Origin of the sequence: Brevibacterium permense, from assembly GCF_013280495.1 — a bacterium.
Classification (GTDB): domain Bacteria; phylum Actinomycetota; class Actinomycetes; order Actinomycetales; family Brevibacteriaceae; genus Brevibacterium; species Brevibacterium permense.
This window is the reverse complement of record NZ_JABSSX010000014.1, coordinates 14,441-29,095: the sequence shown is the minus strand read 5'-3', so window position 1 is coordinate 29,095 and position 14,655 is coordinate 14,441. Positions and strand designations below refer to the sequence as shown.

Sequence of the window (14,655 nt, the reverse complement as noted above, 5' to 3'; positions counted from 1 at the left end):
CTCAGCATCCTTTGTCGGCGGGGGTGTCGTTGACGGGAATCGGGTATTCGCCCGAGAAGCAGGCGGTGCACAGCTGGCTGCGCTCCTGCTGGGTGGCGGCGATCATGCCGTCCAGAGAGATATAGCCCAGAGAATCCGCGCCGAGGTTCTCGCAGATCTCATTCGTCGTCAGTCCGTTGGCGATGAGCTCGGCCCGGGTGGCGAAGTCGATTCCGTAGAAGCACGGCCACTTCACCGGCGGGGAGGAGATGCGCACATGGACCTCTGCCGCTCCGGCCTCCCGCAGCATGCGCACCAGCGCCCGCTGGGTATTTCCGCGCACGATCGAATCGTCGACGACGACGAGGCGTCGGCCTTCGATGTTCTCCCGGATCGGATTGAGCTTGAGGCGGATGCCCAGCTGCCGCAGAGTCTGTGACGGCTGGATGAACGTGCGTCCGACATAGGCGTTCTTCATCAGCCCCTGGCCGAACGGGATGCCCGAAGCTTCGGCATAGCCGACGGCCGCCGGGGTTCCGGATTCGGGAGTGGCGATGACGAGGTCGGCGTCGACCGGGTACTCCTCGGCCAGCTGTCGGCCCATCTGGGTGCGCGCGACGTGGACGTTCTTGCCGGCGAGCATGCTGTCGGGACGGGCGAGGTAGACGTATTCGAAGACGCAGCGGGCCTGGTCCGGTTCGGCGAAGCGGTGCGAACGCAGACCGTCCTCGTCGATGGCGATGAGCTCTCCGGGCTCGACGTCACGGACGAACTTCGCACCGACGATGTCGAGTGCCGCCGTCTCCGAGGCCACGACCCAGCCGTTCTCCAACCGGCCCAGCGACAGGGGCCGAACACCGTGCCGGTCCCGGGCGGCGTAGAGGGTGTGCTCGTCCATGTAGACCAGCGAGAACGCACCCTCGACGTGGGGCAGCAGGTTGAGCGCCGCCTCGGTGAGGTTCTCACCCTCTTCAGTCGCAAACAGCTCGGTGACCAGGGAGGTGTCGTTCGACGAATCACGGAAGGGCCGGGTGCGGGACGTCTTCTTCGTCGCCTCTTCGACGACCTTCGTCGCGTGGTCGCGACGGGAATCGGCCATGGCCTCGAGCGCGTCGAAGTTCGTCAGATTGCCGTTGTGCGCCAGTGCCACGGTGCCGAACGGAGTCGGCCCCAGGGTGGGTTGAGCGTTCTCGAACGACGGTGATCCGGTCGTCGAATACCGCGTGTGCCCGACGGCGATATGGCCCTGCAGAAGCTCGAGATCGCGTTCGTGGAACACCTGGGAGACCAGGCCCATGTCGCGGTAGATGAGGATCTGCTTGCCGTTGCTGGCAGCGATTCCCGCGGACTCCTGTCCGCGGTGCTGCAGGGCGTAGAGCCCGAAGTAGGTGAGTTTGGCGGTTTCCTCGCCGGGGGCCCAGACTCCGAACACACCGCATTCGTCCTGCGGTCCGCGGTCCTGGGGGTCGATTTCGTGCGTCAGCTGCCCGTCTCCTCTTGCCACGAGTGAAATTGTCTCATACCCGCAACGGCGCTCTGACCCGGTGATCAGACTGTGGAACCGGGGGCCGTATCCCGGCCCGTTCCCGCCTCGTCTGCATCGTCGGCAGTGGGCTCAACATCGTCTGCCGCTGGTGCGGCATCCTGGCTCACCGAGACGGTCCCGCCCTCGGCAGCGCCGGCATCCGGGTCCTCCCCGCGGGCTTCGGCGATGCGACGGCGCGCGATCTCCTTCGGGTCGTCGACCATGTCGATCTGCGCACCGACCCGGAACTCCTTCGACTTCTTCCGCCCCCTCCAGTCGAGGACGAGCGCGACGAGTCCGCCGAGGAACAGTCCGCCGATCCCGAGAACGAGCAGCAGCAGGCCCAGTCCCTTGGCCACCGTGTAGCCCATCGGCATATCGGCCGGGTCGACGAAGACCGCGAGGATTCCCGCGGCGACGACGCCGAGCACCGCGCCGATGCCCATGAACACCGAGTACTTGGGGCTGCGACGGACGGAGACGTCGATCTGGTCCTTCATGATCTCCTTGGACACGTGGCCTTGAGGCCGATGGATCGCCGGGATGGCCCCGGAACAACAGGTCGCGAACAGTCTAGTCGAGTCAGCCTGAGGTTCCTCCCAGGCAGTCTCAGGCCAGTTCCCATAAACTGGATACAACTAAGCTGGACTCAACCAGATTGACGGTCACTGAAGACAGAGGTTTGCGATATGTCCCACACGATCATCGTCGGCATCGACGGCTCCGACAACGCCGAATGCGCCCTGCAGTGGGCGATCACGCATGCACAGAAGACCTCCTCCCAGATCCGCATCGTCTCCGCCTACACCGTCCCCGGCGTCAATATGAGCCAGGCCGACATCGTCTACCCCGCCGACTTCGACAGCGCCGTGAAGAAGACCGTCGAAGACATCGCCGAGGCGGCCGCCGCCACCGTCACCAAGGCCGGCGTTCCCGTATCGACGACAATCGCGCCCGGTGACGCCTCCGGAGTCATGGTCGAGCATTCGAAGAACGCCGCCCTCGCCGTCGTCGGCGCCCGCGGTCGCGGCGGGTTCGCCGGTCGTCTCCTCGGATCCGTGGCCCTGGCGATGCCCGCGCACTCGCAGTGCCCCACCGTCGTCGTCCCGAGCACGTGGCCGACCCGGGTCATGCCGACGACTCCCCTGCCCGTCGACGATCCCGTCCGCACGACGGATGACCCCACCGCCGAGGAAGACCGACGAACCCGACCCGACTTCTCCGGGGAGGTCGTCGCCGCCGTCGATCCCTTCGAGACCGACACCCCGGTGCTGCGTGCCGCGGCTTCACAGGCCGCGATCTACGGTGTTCCGCTGCGCCTCGTCGGGGTCACCGCCACGCATATCCTCTCGCCCGAGTGGATGCCCAGCGAGGAGCACCTCATCCGGATGTACGACGAAGCTGCGAAGTCCTTCACTGCCGCCGCCGACTCCCTCAAGGGCGACTTCCCCGATCTCGAGGTGCGGTACTCGGTCTTCGATGCTCCCGCCACCGAGGTGCTCGTGTCCGCCACATACACCGCCGAGCTCATGGTCATCGGCTCCCGCGGCCGCGGCGGGTTCGTCGCCACCGTCCTCGGGTCGACATCGCAGGGTGTGCTCTCGCATGCCGTGTGCCCGGTGCGGGTGGTGCGGGTCAACCGCCGTCAGCCCGGGCGCCGCCGCTGAGTCGCGCCCCTCTCACCCGAGGGCGATGAGCCCGATGCCTGCGACCACGATGAGGGCACCGGCGAGCTTGAGCACCACGTTCCTCTCTCCGAAGAACCACCAGGCCAGCAGAGTGCCGACGATGATCGAGGTCTCTCGGACGGGGGCCACGAGCGCCACCGGTGCCTGCTGCATCGCATAGAGGACGAGCACATACGCCAGGGGTGAGAGGATCGCCACGGTCACCAGCGCGCGTTTGTGGCTCGTCAGGATCTCTCTGAGATCGGCGCGCTTCTCCCGCCCGCCGGGAAGCGCGAAGGCTCCCGCGGTCATGATCAGCCCGACGCAGGCTTCGGAGACGGCGAAGTAGAGCAGCGGGGAGTCGCTGACATGGTTGACGGCGAAGTCGTCCCACAGCGTGTATGAGGCGATGAACGATCCGATCAGCCCGCCCCAAGCGAGCCCGCGGCGCAATCCGTGGTTGCTGGTGCGGCCGTTCCCGCCGCGGGGACGGATCGTGACGACAGCGATTCCGGCGATGACGGTGAAGGCTCCGGCCGCCTCGGCGAGGGTGGGACGTTCACCGAGGAACGCCACTGCGATGATGATCGTGACCACGGGCCCGGTGCCGCGCGCCGTCGGGTAGACGACGCCGAGCGGGGCGTGGTCGTAGCCGGACTGCAGGGCCACGGAGTAGGCGATGTGGAAGACCGCGCTCAGCGCCGCCGCACCGACCAGACCCCAATTCAGCGACTGCGTTCCGGTGGCGATGATGACGATCGCGATCGGGGCGAGCATGATCGCCGAGAGCCCGTGGTAGGCGAGCACAAAGGCGTACCCCTTGCCGGTGACGGACTTCGCGGCGAGGTTCCATACGGCGTGGGCCACAGAGGCGATGAGGACGAGCGCGAGGACCGGGAAGGTCACCTCAGCACCGCCCTCTTCGGCACAGTCACAGTTTGATGGCGATGGTCTTCGTCTGGGTGTATTCGTCGAGGGCTTCGATGGATTTCTCGCGTCCGTAGCCGGACTTCTTGAACCCGCCGAAGGGCAGTTCGACTCCCCCGCCGGCACCGTAGGTGTTGACGAAGATCTGACCGGCGTCGACCTCGGCGGCCAGACGGTGGGCACGGGAGATGTTCTGCGTCCACAGGGCCGAGACCAGACCGTAGTCGGTGCCGTTGGCCAGCGCCACGGCCTCATCGTCGTCGGCGAACGGCAGGGTCACGACGACGGGACCGAAGACCTCCTCCTGGGCGATCCGCGCCTGCGGGTCGACGGAGTCGACGATGGTCGGGGTGATGAACGCCCCGACTGCAAGGTCGTCGGCGAGCTCGCCCGGCCGAGTGCCTCCGGTGACGATCTGCCCGGAATCGACCTCGGAGAGGAACCCGTCCACCCGCTCGTGCTGCTTGGCCGAGATCAGGGGCCCGAGCATCGGGTCGTCGAGGCCGTAGCCGATGGTCACCTGCGCCATGGCGGCGGCCATCTTCTCGACGACCTCGGCGTGGATGTCACGGTGGACGATGAGCCGGGACCCGGCCGAGCAGGTCTGCCCGGCGTTCTGGATGATGGAGCGCACCAGCGACGGGATCGCCGCATCGATATCGGCGTCGGGGAAGACGATGTTCGCGGACTTCCCACCGAGTTCGAGGACCGTGGGCACGACCCGATCGGCAGCGGCGTGGGCGATGGCCGAGCCGGTCTGCGTCGACCCGACGAATCCCAGATGCGCCACACCGGGGTGGGCGCTCAGTGCCGCTCCCGCCTCGGCGCCGAGACCGGTGACGACGTTGAAGGCTCCGGCCGGGAAGCCGACGGAGTGGATGAGTTCGGCCAGCCTTACGGTCGACCGAGGGGTCTCGTCCGCGGGTTTGGCGACGGCGCAGTTGCCGGTAGCCAGGGAGGTGGCGGCGGCGCGGCCGATGAGCTGGAGCGGATAGTTCCACGCCACGATGTGCCCGGTGACGCCGAAGGGCTCTCGGCGCGTGTAGACGTGCATGTCCTCGGCCAGCGGGATCGCGTGACCGTAGTAGGACTCGATGGTGTGCCCGTAGAACTCGAAGTAACGGGCGCATACGTCGACGTCGGCATAGGCCTGGGTAAGCGGTTTGCCCGTGTCCTCAGATTCGATGCGGGCCAGATCGTCGCGGTTGGCGGTGATGACGGCCGCAGTGGCGATGAGCAGGCGGGAGCGCTGTTCGGGGCTCGAGCGCTTCCATTCCTGCTGTGCCCTCGCCGCAGCCTGCACCGCCCGATCGACCTCATCGGCCCCGGCGCGGGCGATATCGCCGAGCTGACCGCCGGTGGCCGGATCGATATTGGCGTAGGTGAGCAGGGACGGCACATGCCGCCCGCCGATGAACGACGTCGTCTGCGTGATCTGTGCGCTCATGCTCAGGCCTCGAGTTCTGCAGGAGTGAAGAGGGGCAGGAAATCGCCGAGGTCGGCTCGGGTTCCCGAGGCGTCGATGTCCCCGGCGGCGAGCGCGGCCTGGAAGTCGGTGCGTCCGGTGACCAGACCCAGCCACACCTCGGCGGAGGTTTCGACGACGTTCGGCGGGGTGCCGCGGGTGTGCCGGGGACCGGCGATGCACTGGGTGACGCCGAACGGAGGGACCCGGACTTCGACGCTGTTGCCTTCGGCGCGGGAGGCGAGCTCTTCGAGGGTGAAGCGCACTGCGGTGGCGGTGGTCGATCGGTCGGCCGGGGCCGCGTCGAGCCTCGCCTGCGTCAGCCACATCTCGAGTGCACTGCGTCCCTGATCGGGGTCGATCCTTCTGCGAATCGCCATCAGTCCTGTTCCCTCTCCCGAATCCTCGCTACATCTTCACCCAAGCAGAGCATGCCGACAACCCTTGTCCGCCCCTCGGAATCCGTGCCCCCGGTGATCGGATCGACGATGACGTCGAACAGGTCCTCGAGCTGGTCCTCGTACATCGCCGAACGTCGGTAGGCCTCCTCGAAGGCACCCGCCTTCTCAAGCAGATTGAGCGCCACCCAACTGGTCGGCCGCGACGATCCGTCGAGGCATTTCAGCGCCACCGAGTACCCGGACTTCGTGGCCATGACGATGACGCCCTCGGCCCCGCCCTTGGCGAAGACGCCGAGTCGGTCGATGACGGTCGAATTCGGTCGGCCGTGCCCCTCGATCGTCCACGGGTCGGCGAAGACCGCCTCGGTGAGGGTGCGGGCCTCACGCTCATAGGCAGTCCATGGTCCGGCCGTCTCCTCGACCGCGCCGTCGGCGCTGCCCATCCGGATGACACGGCCGACGGCGCGGGCCAGACCGGTGAGGCTGAGCGCGAACACGGGGGCTCCGCAGCCGTCGATGCCGACCGCGGACGGTTCCTCTGAGGCGAAGTCGGCGACCACCTCGGCGACCTTCTGCTGCACGGGGTGGTCCGGGGACAGATAGGTGGAGGTGTCGGCGCCGATGGCGCGAGCGGCGGCGAGGAACGCAGCGTGCTTGCCGGAGCAGTTGAAATACAGGGGCGAGCGCGGGTCGGCGTTCTCGTCCCCCTGTGCCCGTGCGCGTTCCTGCAGTTCGCGGCGGAAGGCTCCGTCGGCGGGATGGGCGGACGGGCACTGCAGGTCGGACACGCTCAGCCCGGCATTCTCGAGCATCGCGGATACGACCGCCACATGCCCGGCTTCGGACTTGTGCGAGGCGGCGGCCAGGGCCGCCGCGGGTCCGGTCAGCTGCGCTCCGAGGCTCATCGCGGCGATCGCCTGCAGCGGTTTGAGACTCGAACGTGTGAACACTGCAGCCTCGGGGGCGCCCAGACTGATCAGCGGTGATCCGTCCGGGTCGAGGACGACGGCGGACCCGATGTGCCGGGATTCGATGAAGCCGGAGCGCTCGACGACGGCGAGCTCGGCGGCCTGCGCGGGGGTGAAAGTCGAGAAGGTCACGCACTCAAGCCTACGACCCTTTAGGCTGGTTGCGTGAAGGTTCTTGTCATCGGTTCGGGCGCCCGTGAACACGCCCTTGTCCTCGCTCTCTCGCGCGACCCGCAGGTCGACGCCGTCATCGCCGCTCCCGGCAATCCCGGTATCGCGCAGATCGCCCACACCGAGGAAGTCGATGCCTCGGATGCCGCCGCCGTGACCGCGCTGGCTGAGGCCCTCGACGTCGATCTCGTCGTCATCGGGCCCGAAGCCCCGCTGGTCGCCGGAGTTGCGGATGCTCTGCGCGAAGCCTCCTTCCCCGTCTTCGGCCCCAGCGCGGAAGCCGCGCACCTCGAAGGCTCGAAGGCGTTCGCGAAGGAGGTCATGGAGTCCGCGAACGTGCCGACTGCACGCACCGTCGTCGCCTATTCGACCGACGAGGCGGCGGCCGCGCTGCGCGAATTCGGCGCCCCGCACGTGGTCAAGGCCGACGGTCTGGCCGCCGGCAAGGGAGTCGTCGTCACCGATGACTTCGACGCCGCGATGACGCATGCGAGCTCCTGCCTCGAAGTCTCCGACCGGGTCGTCATCGAGGACTATCTCGACGGCCCCGAGGTCTCCCTGTTCGTCCTCTGCGACGGCAAGACCACCGTCCCCCTGGCCCCGGCGCAGGACTTCAAACGCATCGGAGACGGTGACACCGGCCCGAACACGGGCGGAATGGGCGCGTATTCGCCGCTGCCATGGCTGCCTGCCGGCACCGTTGACGAGATCATCGACACCGTCGCCCAGCCCGTCGTCGATGAGATGGCCCGCCGCGGCACTCCGTTCACCGGACTCCTCTACTGCGGACTCGCGCTGACACGCAAGGGTCTGCGCGTCATCGAGTTCAACGTCCGCTACGGCGATCCGGAGACCCAGTCGGTGCTCGCCCGCCTGTCCAGCCCCCTGGGCCAGACGCTGCTCGCCGCCGCCGAAGGCCGCCTGAACGAGACCGCACCCCTCGAATGGGATCCACGCTCCTCGGTGACCGTGGTCATGGCCGCCGAGAACTATCCGGGCACTCCGAGCACCGGAGACATCATCCGCGGGCTCGACACCGCCGCGTCCTTGTCCGACGTCAGCGTCCTGCACGCCGGCACGAAGCTCGCGACCGGTCCCAGCGGCGGATTCGCCCCCGAAGATGCCGTGATCACGAAGGACATCGCCGAGACCGGTGACATCGTCACCTCCGGCGGCCGCGTGCTCTCCGTCGTCTCGCTCGGTGACGACCTCTACAATGCGCGGGCAAAGGCCTATGCCGCGGTCGACCAGATCAAGTGGGACGGTGAGCAGCACCGCACCGATATCGCCGAGGCAGCGGCCGCCGGTCACATCGAGCTCGCCCCCGGATACGCCGCCCCCGCACCGGTCGCCCCGGTGCTGCCGGGCTGGAAGCACGTGTACTCGGGGAAGGTCCGCGACCTCTACATTCCCGCCGACGCCGCCGATGCCGCGAGCGCGCAGCAGCTGCTCATGGTCGCCTCGGACCGCATCTCCGCCTATGACTGGGTGCTCGACTCGGAGATCCCGGACAAGGGCAAGGTGCTCACGGGACTGAGCCTGTGGTGGTTCGATCAGCTCGCCGAGGTCATCGGCAACCACGTCATCAGCTCGGACGTGCCAGAGGCTGTGGCCGGTCGCGGGCTGATCGTTAAGAACCTCTCCATGTTTCCCGTAGAGTGCGTGGCCCGCGGCTACCTCACCGGGTCGGGAATGTCGGACTACCGGGCCACCGGGTCCGTGTGCGGCATCCAGCTGCCGGCCGGACTCGTCGAGGCCGATCGCCTCGAGCCTCCGATCTTCACTCCGGCGACGAAGGCCGAGCTCGGCGAGCACGACGAGAACGTCAGCTTCGAGGCCGTCGCCGAGACCGTCGGGACCGAGACCGCGCAGAAGCTGCGTGGCCTGACCGTGGAGATCTACCAGCGTGCCGAGCAGATCGCCCGGGAACGCGGGATCATCCTCGCCGACACGAAGTTCGAGTTCGGCACCCTGCCTGACGGCACGATCGTCCTCGGCGATGAAGTGCTCACCCCGGACTCCTCCCGCTTCTGGGACGCCGAGGGCTATGAGGCAGGCAAGGCTCAGTCGAGCTTCGACAAGCAGTTCGTCCGCGATTGGCTGACCGAAGAATCCGGCTGGGACAAGGCATCGGACACTCCTCCCCCGGCGCTGCCCGCCGAGGTGGTCGAGAAGACCCGTGCCCGCTATATCGAGGCTTTCGAGAAGCTCACCGGGGAGACCTTCCCCGGCTGAAGCGCTCAGTTCTCAACCCCACAGAAGCCGCGGGGCATTGACGACAAGTCGGTGCCCCGCGGCTTCACCTTTGCCAGAAACGCTTTCCCTGCGAATATCGCAGTGTGAGACGCTGAATCAGCGCTACTGGCAATCCGTGTTGCAGTTTCCCTCACTCGACGCATATTTCTGCAACGGAATCAGTGGAATCACGGGGGAAGTTCAGCTAAGGTGACTTCACAGTGATCCACAACACACTCAGAGAGCGGCCTCGGCAATCCGCCTCTGCCACCACACTGCACTCGGGAGGCAGCATTGGACCTCGATATCCTCGACGTCGCGATCTTCGACGGTGAGGCTCTGCGCCCCGAGGATCGCGTGAGCATCCGCGACGGGATCATCACCGAGGTCGGGATCGGATCCGCGGCTGTGCCCGCGTCGCGCACGATCAACGCCGACGGCAAGCTGCTCACTCCCGGCTTCGTCGATGCCCATGTGCACACGACCTTCGGCGGTCAGGAGGCCCTGGCCTGCGATATCAGCGGAGCGGACAGCCTCGAAGCGGCATTGCAGATGATCCGCAACTATGTCGCCGAGACGACCCGTAATCATGGCGCGACCGACCCCGCGAACGGCTGGGTCATCGGCGGCGGCTGGTCGATGGCCCACTTCCCCGGAGGAGACCCGACCGCCGACATCCTCGACGAGGCCTGCCCCGATCGGCCGGCGATCCTGCTCAGCGCCGACCACCATTCGGCATGGGTGAACACGCAGGCGATGACAACGGCCGGACTCGACGAGACGTCCACGGCACCTGCCGGCGGCGTCATCGTCGCCGATTCCGCAGGCCGCCCCACCGGGTGCCTGCACGAATCGGCCATCGACCTCGTCTCAACCCACGTTCCCGCCGCCTCCGATGAGGAGGTCCTCGCCGGTCTGTGCGAAGGTCAGCGCTACCTCAACTCCCTCGGCGTGACCGCATGGATCGACGCCATCGTCGGCGACTACGGCGGCCACCGCGACCCGTACGACACCTACGTCGGGGCGGCGGAATCGGGCGTACTCCGGTCCGAGGTCGTCGGCAGCCTGTGGTGGCCGCGCGGAGTCGAGGACATCGACGCCGAGGTGGCCCGACTGACCGATCTCGCACGTTCCGACGGACGCTTCCGCGCCACCTCGGTGAAGTTCATGCTCGACGGGATCGTCGAGTCCCGGACCGCTGCGATGACGACCGAATACACGTGCACCTGCGGCGGCTTCGGAACGAGCTATTTCACGAAAGCCCACCTCGAGGCCTCGTTCGCGGCCCTCGACGCGGCCGGTTTCGACATCCACTGCCATGCGATCGGCGACGCCGCGGTCAAATCCGCCCTCGACGCCTTCGAGGCCGTTCGCAGCCGGGGCACGGCCGGCACCGGGACGACCGGCGCAGCTGACACCGGCGAACGCCGTCACCATATCGCCCATGTCCAGGTCGTCGATCCCGCCGATGTCCCCCGCTTCGCCGAACTCGGCGTCACCGCGAACCTGCAGGCGCTGTGGGCCTGCTATGACGAGCAGATGATCGACCTCAACCTGCCGTTCCTCGGCGCCGAGCGCAGCGGCTGGCTCTATCCCTTCGGCTCGCTCAACCGCTCCGGCACCCATCTGGCGATGGGTTCGGACTGGCCGGTATCGACGGCGAACCCGTGGGACGCGATCCATGTCGCGCTCAACCGCTCGCACCCGACCGCCGCGGATGAGTCGCCGCTGCTGCCCGACGAGGCGATCGACCTGACGACCGCGCTGCGTGCCTACACCGCAGGTTCGGCACGCCTGCTGCGCTCGACCGACAACGGCCACATCCGCCCCGGTCAGCCGGCCAACCTCGCCTTGGCCAGCGCCAACCCCTTCAAACTGCCGCCGACCGATATCGCGGAGATCAGCAACGAACTGACGATCTGCGACGGGCGCATCGTCCACGACGCCCTGCCGCCTCACACACCGGCACCGACCCCGCCGTCCGCCCCGACCACCACCGGCTCAGCCAGCTGAAGACGAAAGGCCATCATGACCAGAACAGCCACCTCGGCGCCCTCTGCGCAGACCGGACTCGACCACCTCGAGATCCAAGGTGTGAAGAAGGTCTTCGGCGACAATACCGCCATCGAACGCCTCGATCTGCACGTCCGCAAGGGCGAATTCCTCTCCCTGCTCGGCCCTTCCGGCTGCGGAAAGACCACTCTGCTGCGGATGATCGCCGGATTCGAGACCCCCACCGACGGTGCGATCCTGCTCGCCGGCAACGACATCGTGTCCCTGCCGCCGCACCGCCGGCCGGTCAACACGGTGTTCCAGTCCTACCTGCTGTTCCCGCATATGAACATCGCCGACAACATCGCCTACGGACTCAAGCAGGCGAAGGTCCCGAAACCGGAGATCGCGCAGCGCGTCCGCGAGGCCCTCGCACTTGTGCAGATGGAGGACTTCGCCGGACGCAAACCCGAGCAGCTCTCCGGCGGTCAGCAGCAGCGCATCGCCCTGGCCCGGGCGCTGGTCAACCGGCCGCAGGTCCTCCTTCTCGACGAGCCGATGTCGGCGCTCGACAGGAAGCTGCGAGAGGAGATGCAGCTCGAGCTCAAACGACTCCACACGAAGCTCGACACGACCTTCGTCTTCGTCACCCACGATCAGGATGAGGCGCTGGCGATGAGTGATCGCATCGTCGTCATGTACGACGGCGTCATCCAGCAGATCGGCTCCGGTGAGGACATCTACGCGAACCCTCACAACGGCTTCGTCGCCGGCTTCATCGGCAAGCAGAACTTCATCTCCGCCGAGGTGGCGTCCACCGATTCGACGACCGCGACCCTGCGCACGGCCAACGCTGTGCTCACAGCCCCGACGCTGACACTCAAACCGGCCACCGCCGCGGGTGAGCCCCGGAATCTCGAGGTCGGTGACCGAGTGCGTGCAGCCATCCGTCCCGAACGGATGCACGTCGCCCCCGCAGGCGAGAGTTCCGGGGAGGCGAACACGGCGCGCGGTTCCGTGATCTCGTATTCGTTCCTCGGCGACGTCATCCAGTACATGATCGTCGTCGGTGACAACGACGAGATCCTCGCCCGCGTGCCTGCCGCCGGGCGGGAGCCGATCAGCGCCGGCACCGAGGTGGAGCTGAGCTGGGACGCCGACGCCGTCGCCGTGTACGACCGTGAGCCGAGCGCGGTCACGTCCCTCCTCGAAAGCGGTGCCTGAAATGGTCCGGCAGAGACCCGATGTGACATTCCTGGCCCCGCGGGCCGCCTCGGCGAGGTTGAGCCGGCGAGCGCTGCTGGCCGGATTCGGTGTCGTCGGGCTCGGGGCACTGAGCGCGTGCGGCAAGAACACGAAGATGGCGGCATCGCCGCCGACCGACGGAAAGCTCGAATCGAAGCTCAACCTCTACTCGTGGGGCGACTACGACAATCCCGAACTTCTCGACGCCTTCAAGTCCCAGAACGATATCCTCGTCCAGGTCGACGCCTACGGATCGAACGAGGAGCTCGTGGCGAAGCTCTCGACCTCGCGCGGGACGTCCGGTTACGACGTAGTCGTGCCGACGGGATCGAACATTCCGCAGATGCTCGAACATGACCTGCTCCAGGAGCTCGACCTCAGCCTGATCCCGAACTTCGAGCACATGGACCCGAACTTCACTCATCAGTACTTCGACCCGGACAACACGTACTCGATCTGCAAGGCGTGGGGCACCACCGGGTTCGTCTACAACACGAAGAAGATCGACCGGGAGCTGACCAGCTGGCAGGACTTCCTCGATGCCGCACAGAAGGAAGCGGCTGGCACGACCGCCCTGCTCGAGGACCCGTGGGAGGTCTCGGCGATCGCCCTGGCCGCACGCGGCTACAGCCTCAACACCCAGGACGAAGGAGAGCTCGACAAGGCTCGGAAGATCATCGTCGACGATCTGGCTCCGAACGTGAAGGCCTATGTCGGCAATGCCGCAACGAGCATGATTCAGGGCAGCTTCACCCTTCTGCACGCCTTCAACGGCGACGCCCGGCAGGGCCTGACCGAGGTCAAGGACCCGGAGAATTGGAAGTTCGTCTTTCCGACCCCCTCGGCGAATCTGTGGATGGACTGCTGGGCGATCGCCACCGGCGCCCCGCATCCGGATTCCGCGCACGCCTTCATCAACCATATGCTCTCGCCGGACACCGCGGTCGACCAGCTCGACTACATCGGCTACCCGATCGGAACGAAGGGCCTGGCCGAACAGGCGAAGAAGGCCGACCTCGACCAACAGGACCTCATCTTCCCGGCGCAGAAGGTCCTCGACCGTCTCGAACCGAGCAAGCAGACTCCGGCCGATCAGATCCGGACGAAGATCCTCACCGACGCCCAGGCCAGGAGCGGAGCATGAGCACTCAGACCCGACCGCAGCAGTCACGACCGAAGAAACCGGCGACGAAGTTCTTCGGCCCGGCGGCCATGTCGTTTCCGACATGGGCCTATGCGCTGTTCTTCTTCATCATTCCTTTCGCCCTCATCGTCTTCTACAGCTTCGGATACAAGCCCGACCAGTTCACGGCCATCGCCACCGATCGCCTGTCGTTCGGGCGGTACCCGGAGGCGATGAGCGCAAGCTTCGTCTCGACCTTCGCAGCGACCTTGCGCATCTCGCTGCTCGGCACCCTGCTGTGCCTGATCATCGCCCTGCCGTTCGCGTACTGGCTGGCGATCAAGGTTGCACCCGCCCGCAGGTCCCTGGCTCTGGCCCTGGTGATGGTGCCGTTCTGGACGAACTTCCTCGTCCGCACCCTCGGCTGGCAGATCATGCTCTCCCCCGACGGGTTCCTGTCGAATTGGCTGCAGGGACTCGGGCTGCTCGACGGCCCCCTCGACATCCTCTACACGCGGACGGCAGTGCAGATCGGCGTCGTCTACAACTATCTGCCGCTGATGATCCTGCCGCTGTTCGTCGCAATCGACGCCTCGGGCAAGAAGCTGCGCGAAGCCAGCTACGATCTCGGCGCGGGGAAGGTGAAGACCTTCATGCGGGTCACGCTGCCGATGGCGATGCCCGGAGTCGTCTCCGGCTGCCTGCTCGTGTTCATCCCGCTCAACGGCGACTACGTCACCGCGACCGTCCTCGGCGGAGCGAGCGGCTCCATGGTCGGTCAGCTCATCGCCAATCAGTTCAACACCGCACAGAACTGGGCGGTCGGAGCGGCCATGGCGATGATCCTCATCATCTCCACCTTGGCCGTCGTCGGGGTCGGCTTCGCACTGCTCAAGCTCGGGCAGGCGATCACGGCCAGACTCAACAGTGTTCCGCTGCATGACGGGAGGGCCTGAG

The 14,655-nt window shown here is 66.8% G+C and carries 12 protein-coding genes; 6 read left to right on the top strand and 6 right to left on the bottom strand.

Annotated features, from left to right (window positions below; all coding sequences use genetic code 11):
• Position 1 precedes the first annotated feature (1 nt).
• Both purF and HK353_RS14630 read right to left on the bottom strand, forming a co-directional pair.
• Complete coding sequence (purF, locus tag HK353_RS14635) at positions 2–1,483, bottom strand: amidophosphoribosyltransferase (protein ID WP_173157304.1); 1,482 nt, start codon at positions 1,481–1,483, stop codon at positions 2–4.
• 44 nt (positions 1,484–1,527) lie between these two features.
• A complete protein-coding gene (locus tag HK353_RS14630; protein ID WP_245396051.1) occupies positions 1,528–2,004 on the bottom strand; it encodes a hypothetical protein in 477 nt (158 codons plus the stop codon).
• 189 nt (positions 2,005–2,193) lie between these two features.
• On the opposite strand from HK353_RS14630, the gene HK353_RS14625 reads away from it, so the two are divergent.
• A complete protein-coding gene (locus HK353_RS14625) occupies positions 2,194–3,171 on the top strand; it encodes a universal stress protein (protein ID WP_173157302.1) in 978 nt (325 codons plus the stop codon).
• A gap of 12 nt (positions 3,172–3,183) precedes the next feature.
• Here the strand turns inward: HK353_RS14625 and HK353_RS14620 are convergent, their stop codons facing one another.
• From HK353_RS14620 to HK353_RS14605, 4 genes are read right to left on the bottom strand one after another with little or no spacing between them, the layout of a single operon-like run.
• Positions 3,184–4,077: an EamA family transporter gene (locus HK353_RS14620; RefSeq protein ID WP_173157300.1), complete on the bottom strand. Its 894-nt coding sequence runs from the start codon at positions 4,075–4,077 to the stop codon at positions 3,184–3,186.
• Positions 4,078–4,102: 25 nt separating this feature from the next.
• Entirely contained in the window at positions 4,103–5,545 is a 1,443-nt protein-coding gene (locus HK353_RS14615; protein ID WP_173157298.1) for an aldehyde dehydrogenase family protein, read from the bottom strand.
• 2 nt (positions 5,546–5,547) lie between these two features.
• Positions 5,548–5,943, bottom strand: a complete 396-nt coding sequence (locus HK353_RS14610; protein ID WP_173157296.1) for a sterol carrier family protein — start codon at positions 5,941–5,943, stop codon at positions 5,548–5,550.
• Positions 5,943–7,064 (bottom strand): asparaginase, encoded by a 1,122-nt coding sequence (locus tag HK353_RS14605; protein ID WP_173157294.1) that lies wholly within the window; start codon positions 7,062–7,064, stop codon positions 5,943–5,945. The genes HK353_RS14610 and HK353_RS14605 overlap by 1 nt, the downstream gene beginning before the upstream one ends.
• A 33-nt stretch (positions 7,065–7,097) precedes the next feature.
• On the opposite strand from HK353_RS14605, the gene purD reads away from it, so the two are divergent.
• From purD to HK353_RS14580, 5 genes are all read left to right on the top strand, one after another.
• Positions 7,098–9,338, top strand: a complete 2,241-nt coding sequence (purD, locus tag HK353_RS14600) for a phosphoribosylamine--glycine ligase (RefSeq protein WP_173157292.1) — start codon at positions 7,098–7,100, stop codon at positions 9,336–9,338.
• Between the two features lie 294 nt (positions 9,339–9,632).
• Positions 9,633–11,351, top strand: a complete 1,719-nt coding sequence (locus HK353_RS14595) for an amidohydrolase (RefSeq protein WP_173157290.1) — start codon at positions 9,633–9,635, stop codon at positions 11,349–11,351.
• 15 nt (positions 11,352–11,366) lie between these two features.
• A complete protein-coding gene (locus tag HK353_RS14590) occupies positions 11,367–12,554 on the top strand; it encodes an ABC transporter ATP-binding protein (protein ID WP_173157288.1) in 1,188 nt (395 codons plus the stop codon).
• 22 nt (positions 12,555–12,576) lie between these two features.
• Positions 12,577–13,719, top strand: a complete 1,143-nt coding sequence (locus HK353_RS14585; RefSeq protein WP_342589950.1) for a polyamine ABC transporter substrate-binding protein — start codon at positions 12,577–12,579, stop codon at positions 13,717–13,719.
• A complete protein-coding gene (locus HK353_RS14580) occupies positions 13,716–14,654 on the top strand; it encodes an ABC transporter permease (protein ID WP_173157284.1) in 939 nt (312 codons plus the stop codon). Before HK353_RS14585 ends, HK353_RS14580 begins: the two co-directional genes overlap by 4 nt.
• The last annotated feature ends 1 nt before the right edge of the window (position 14,655 follow it).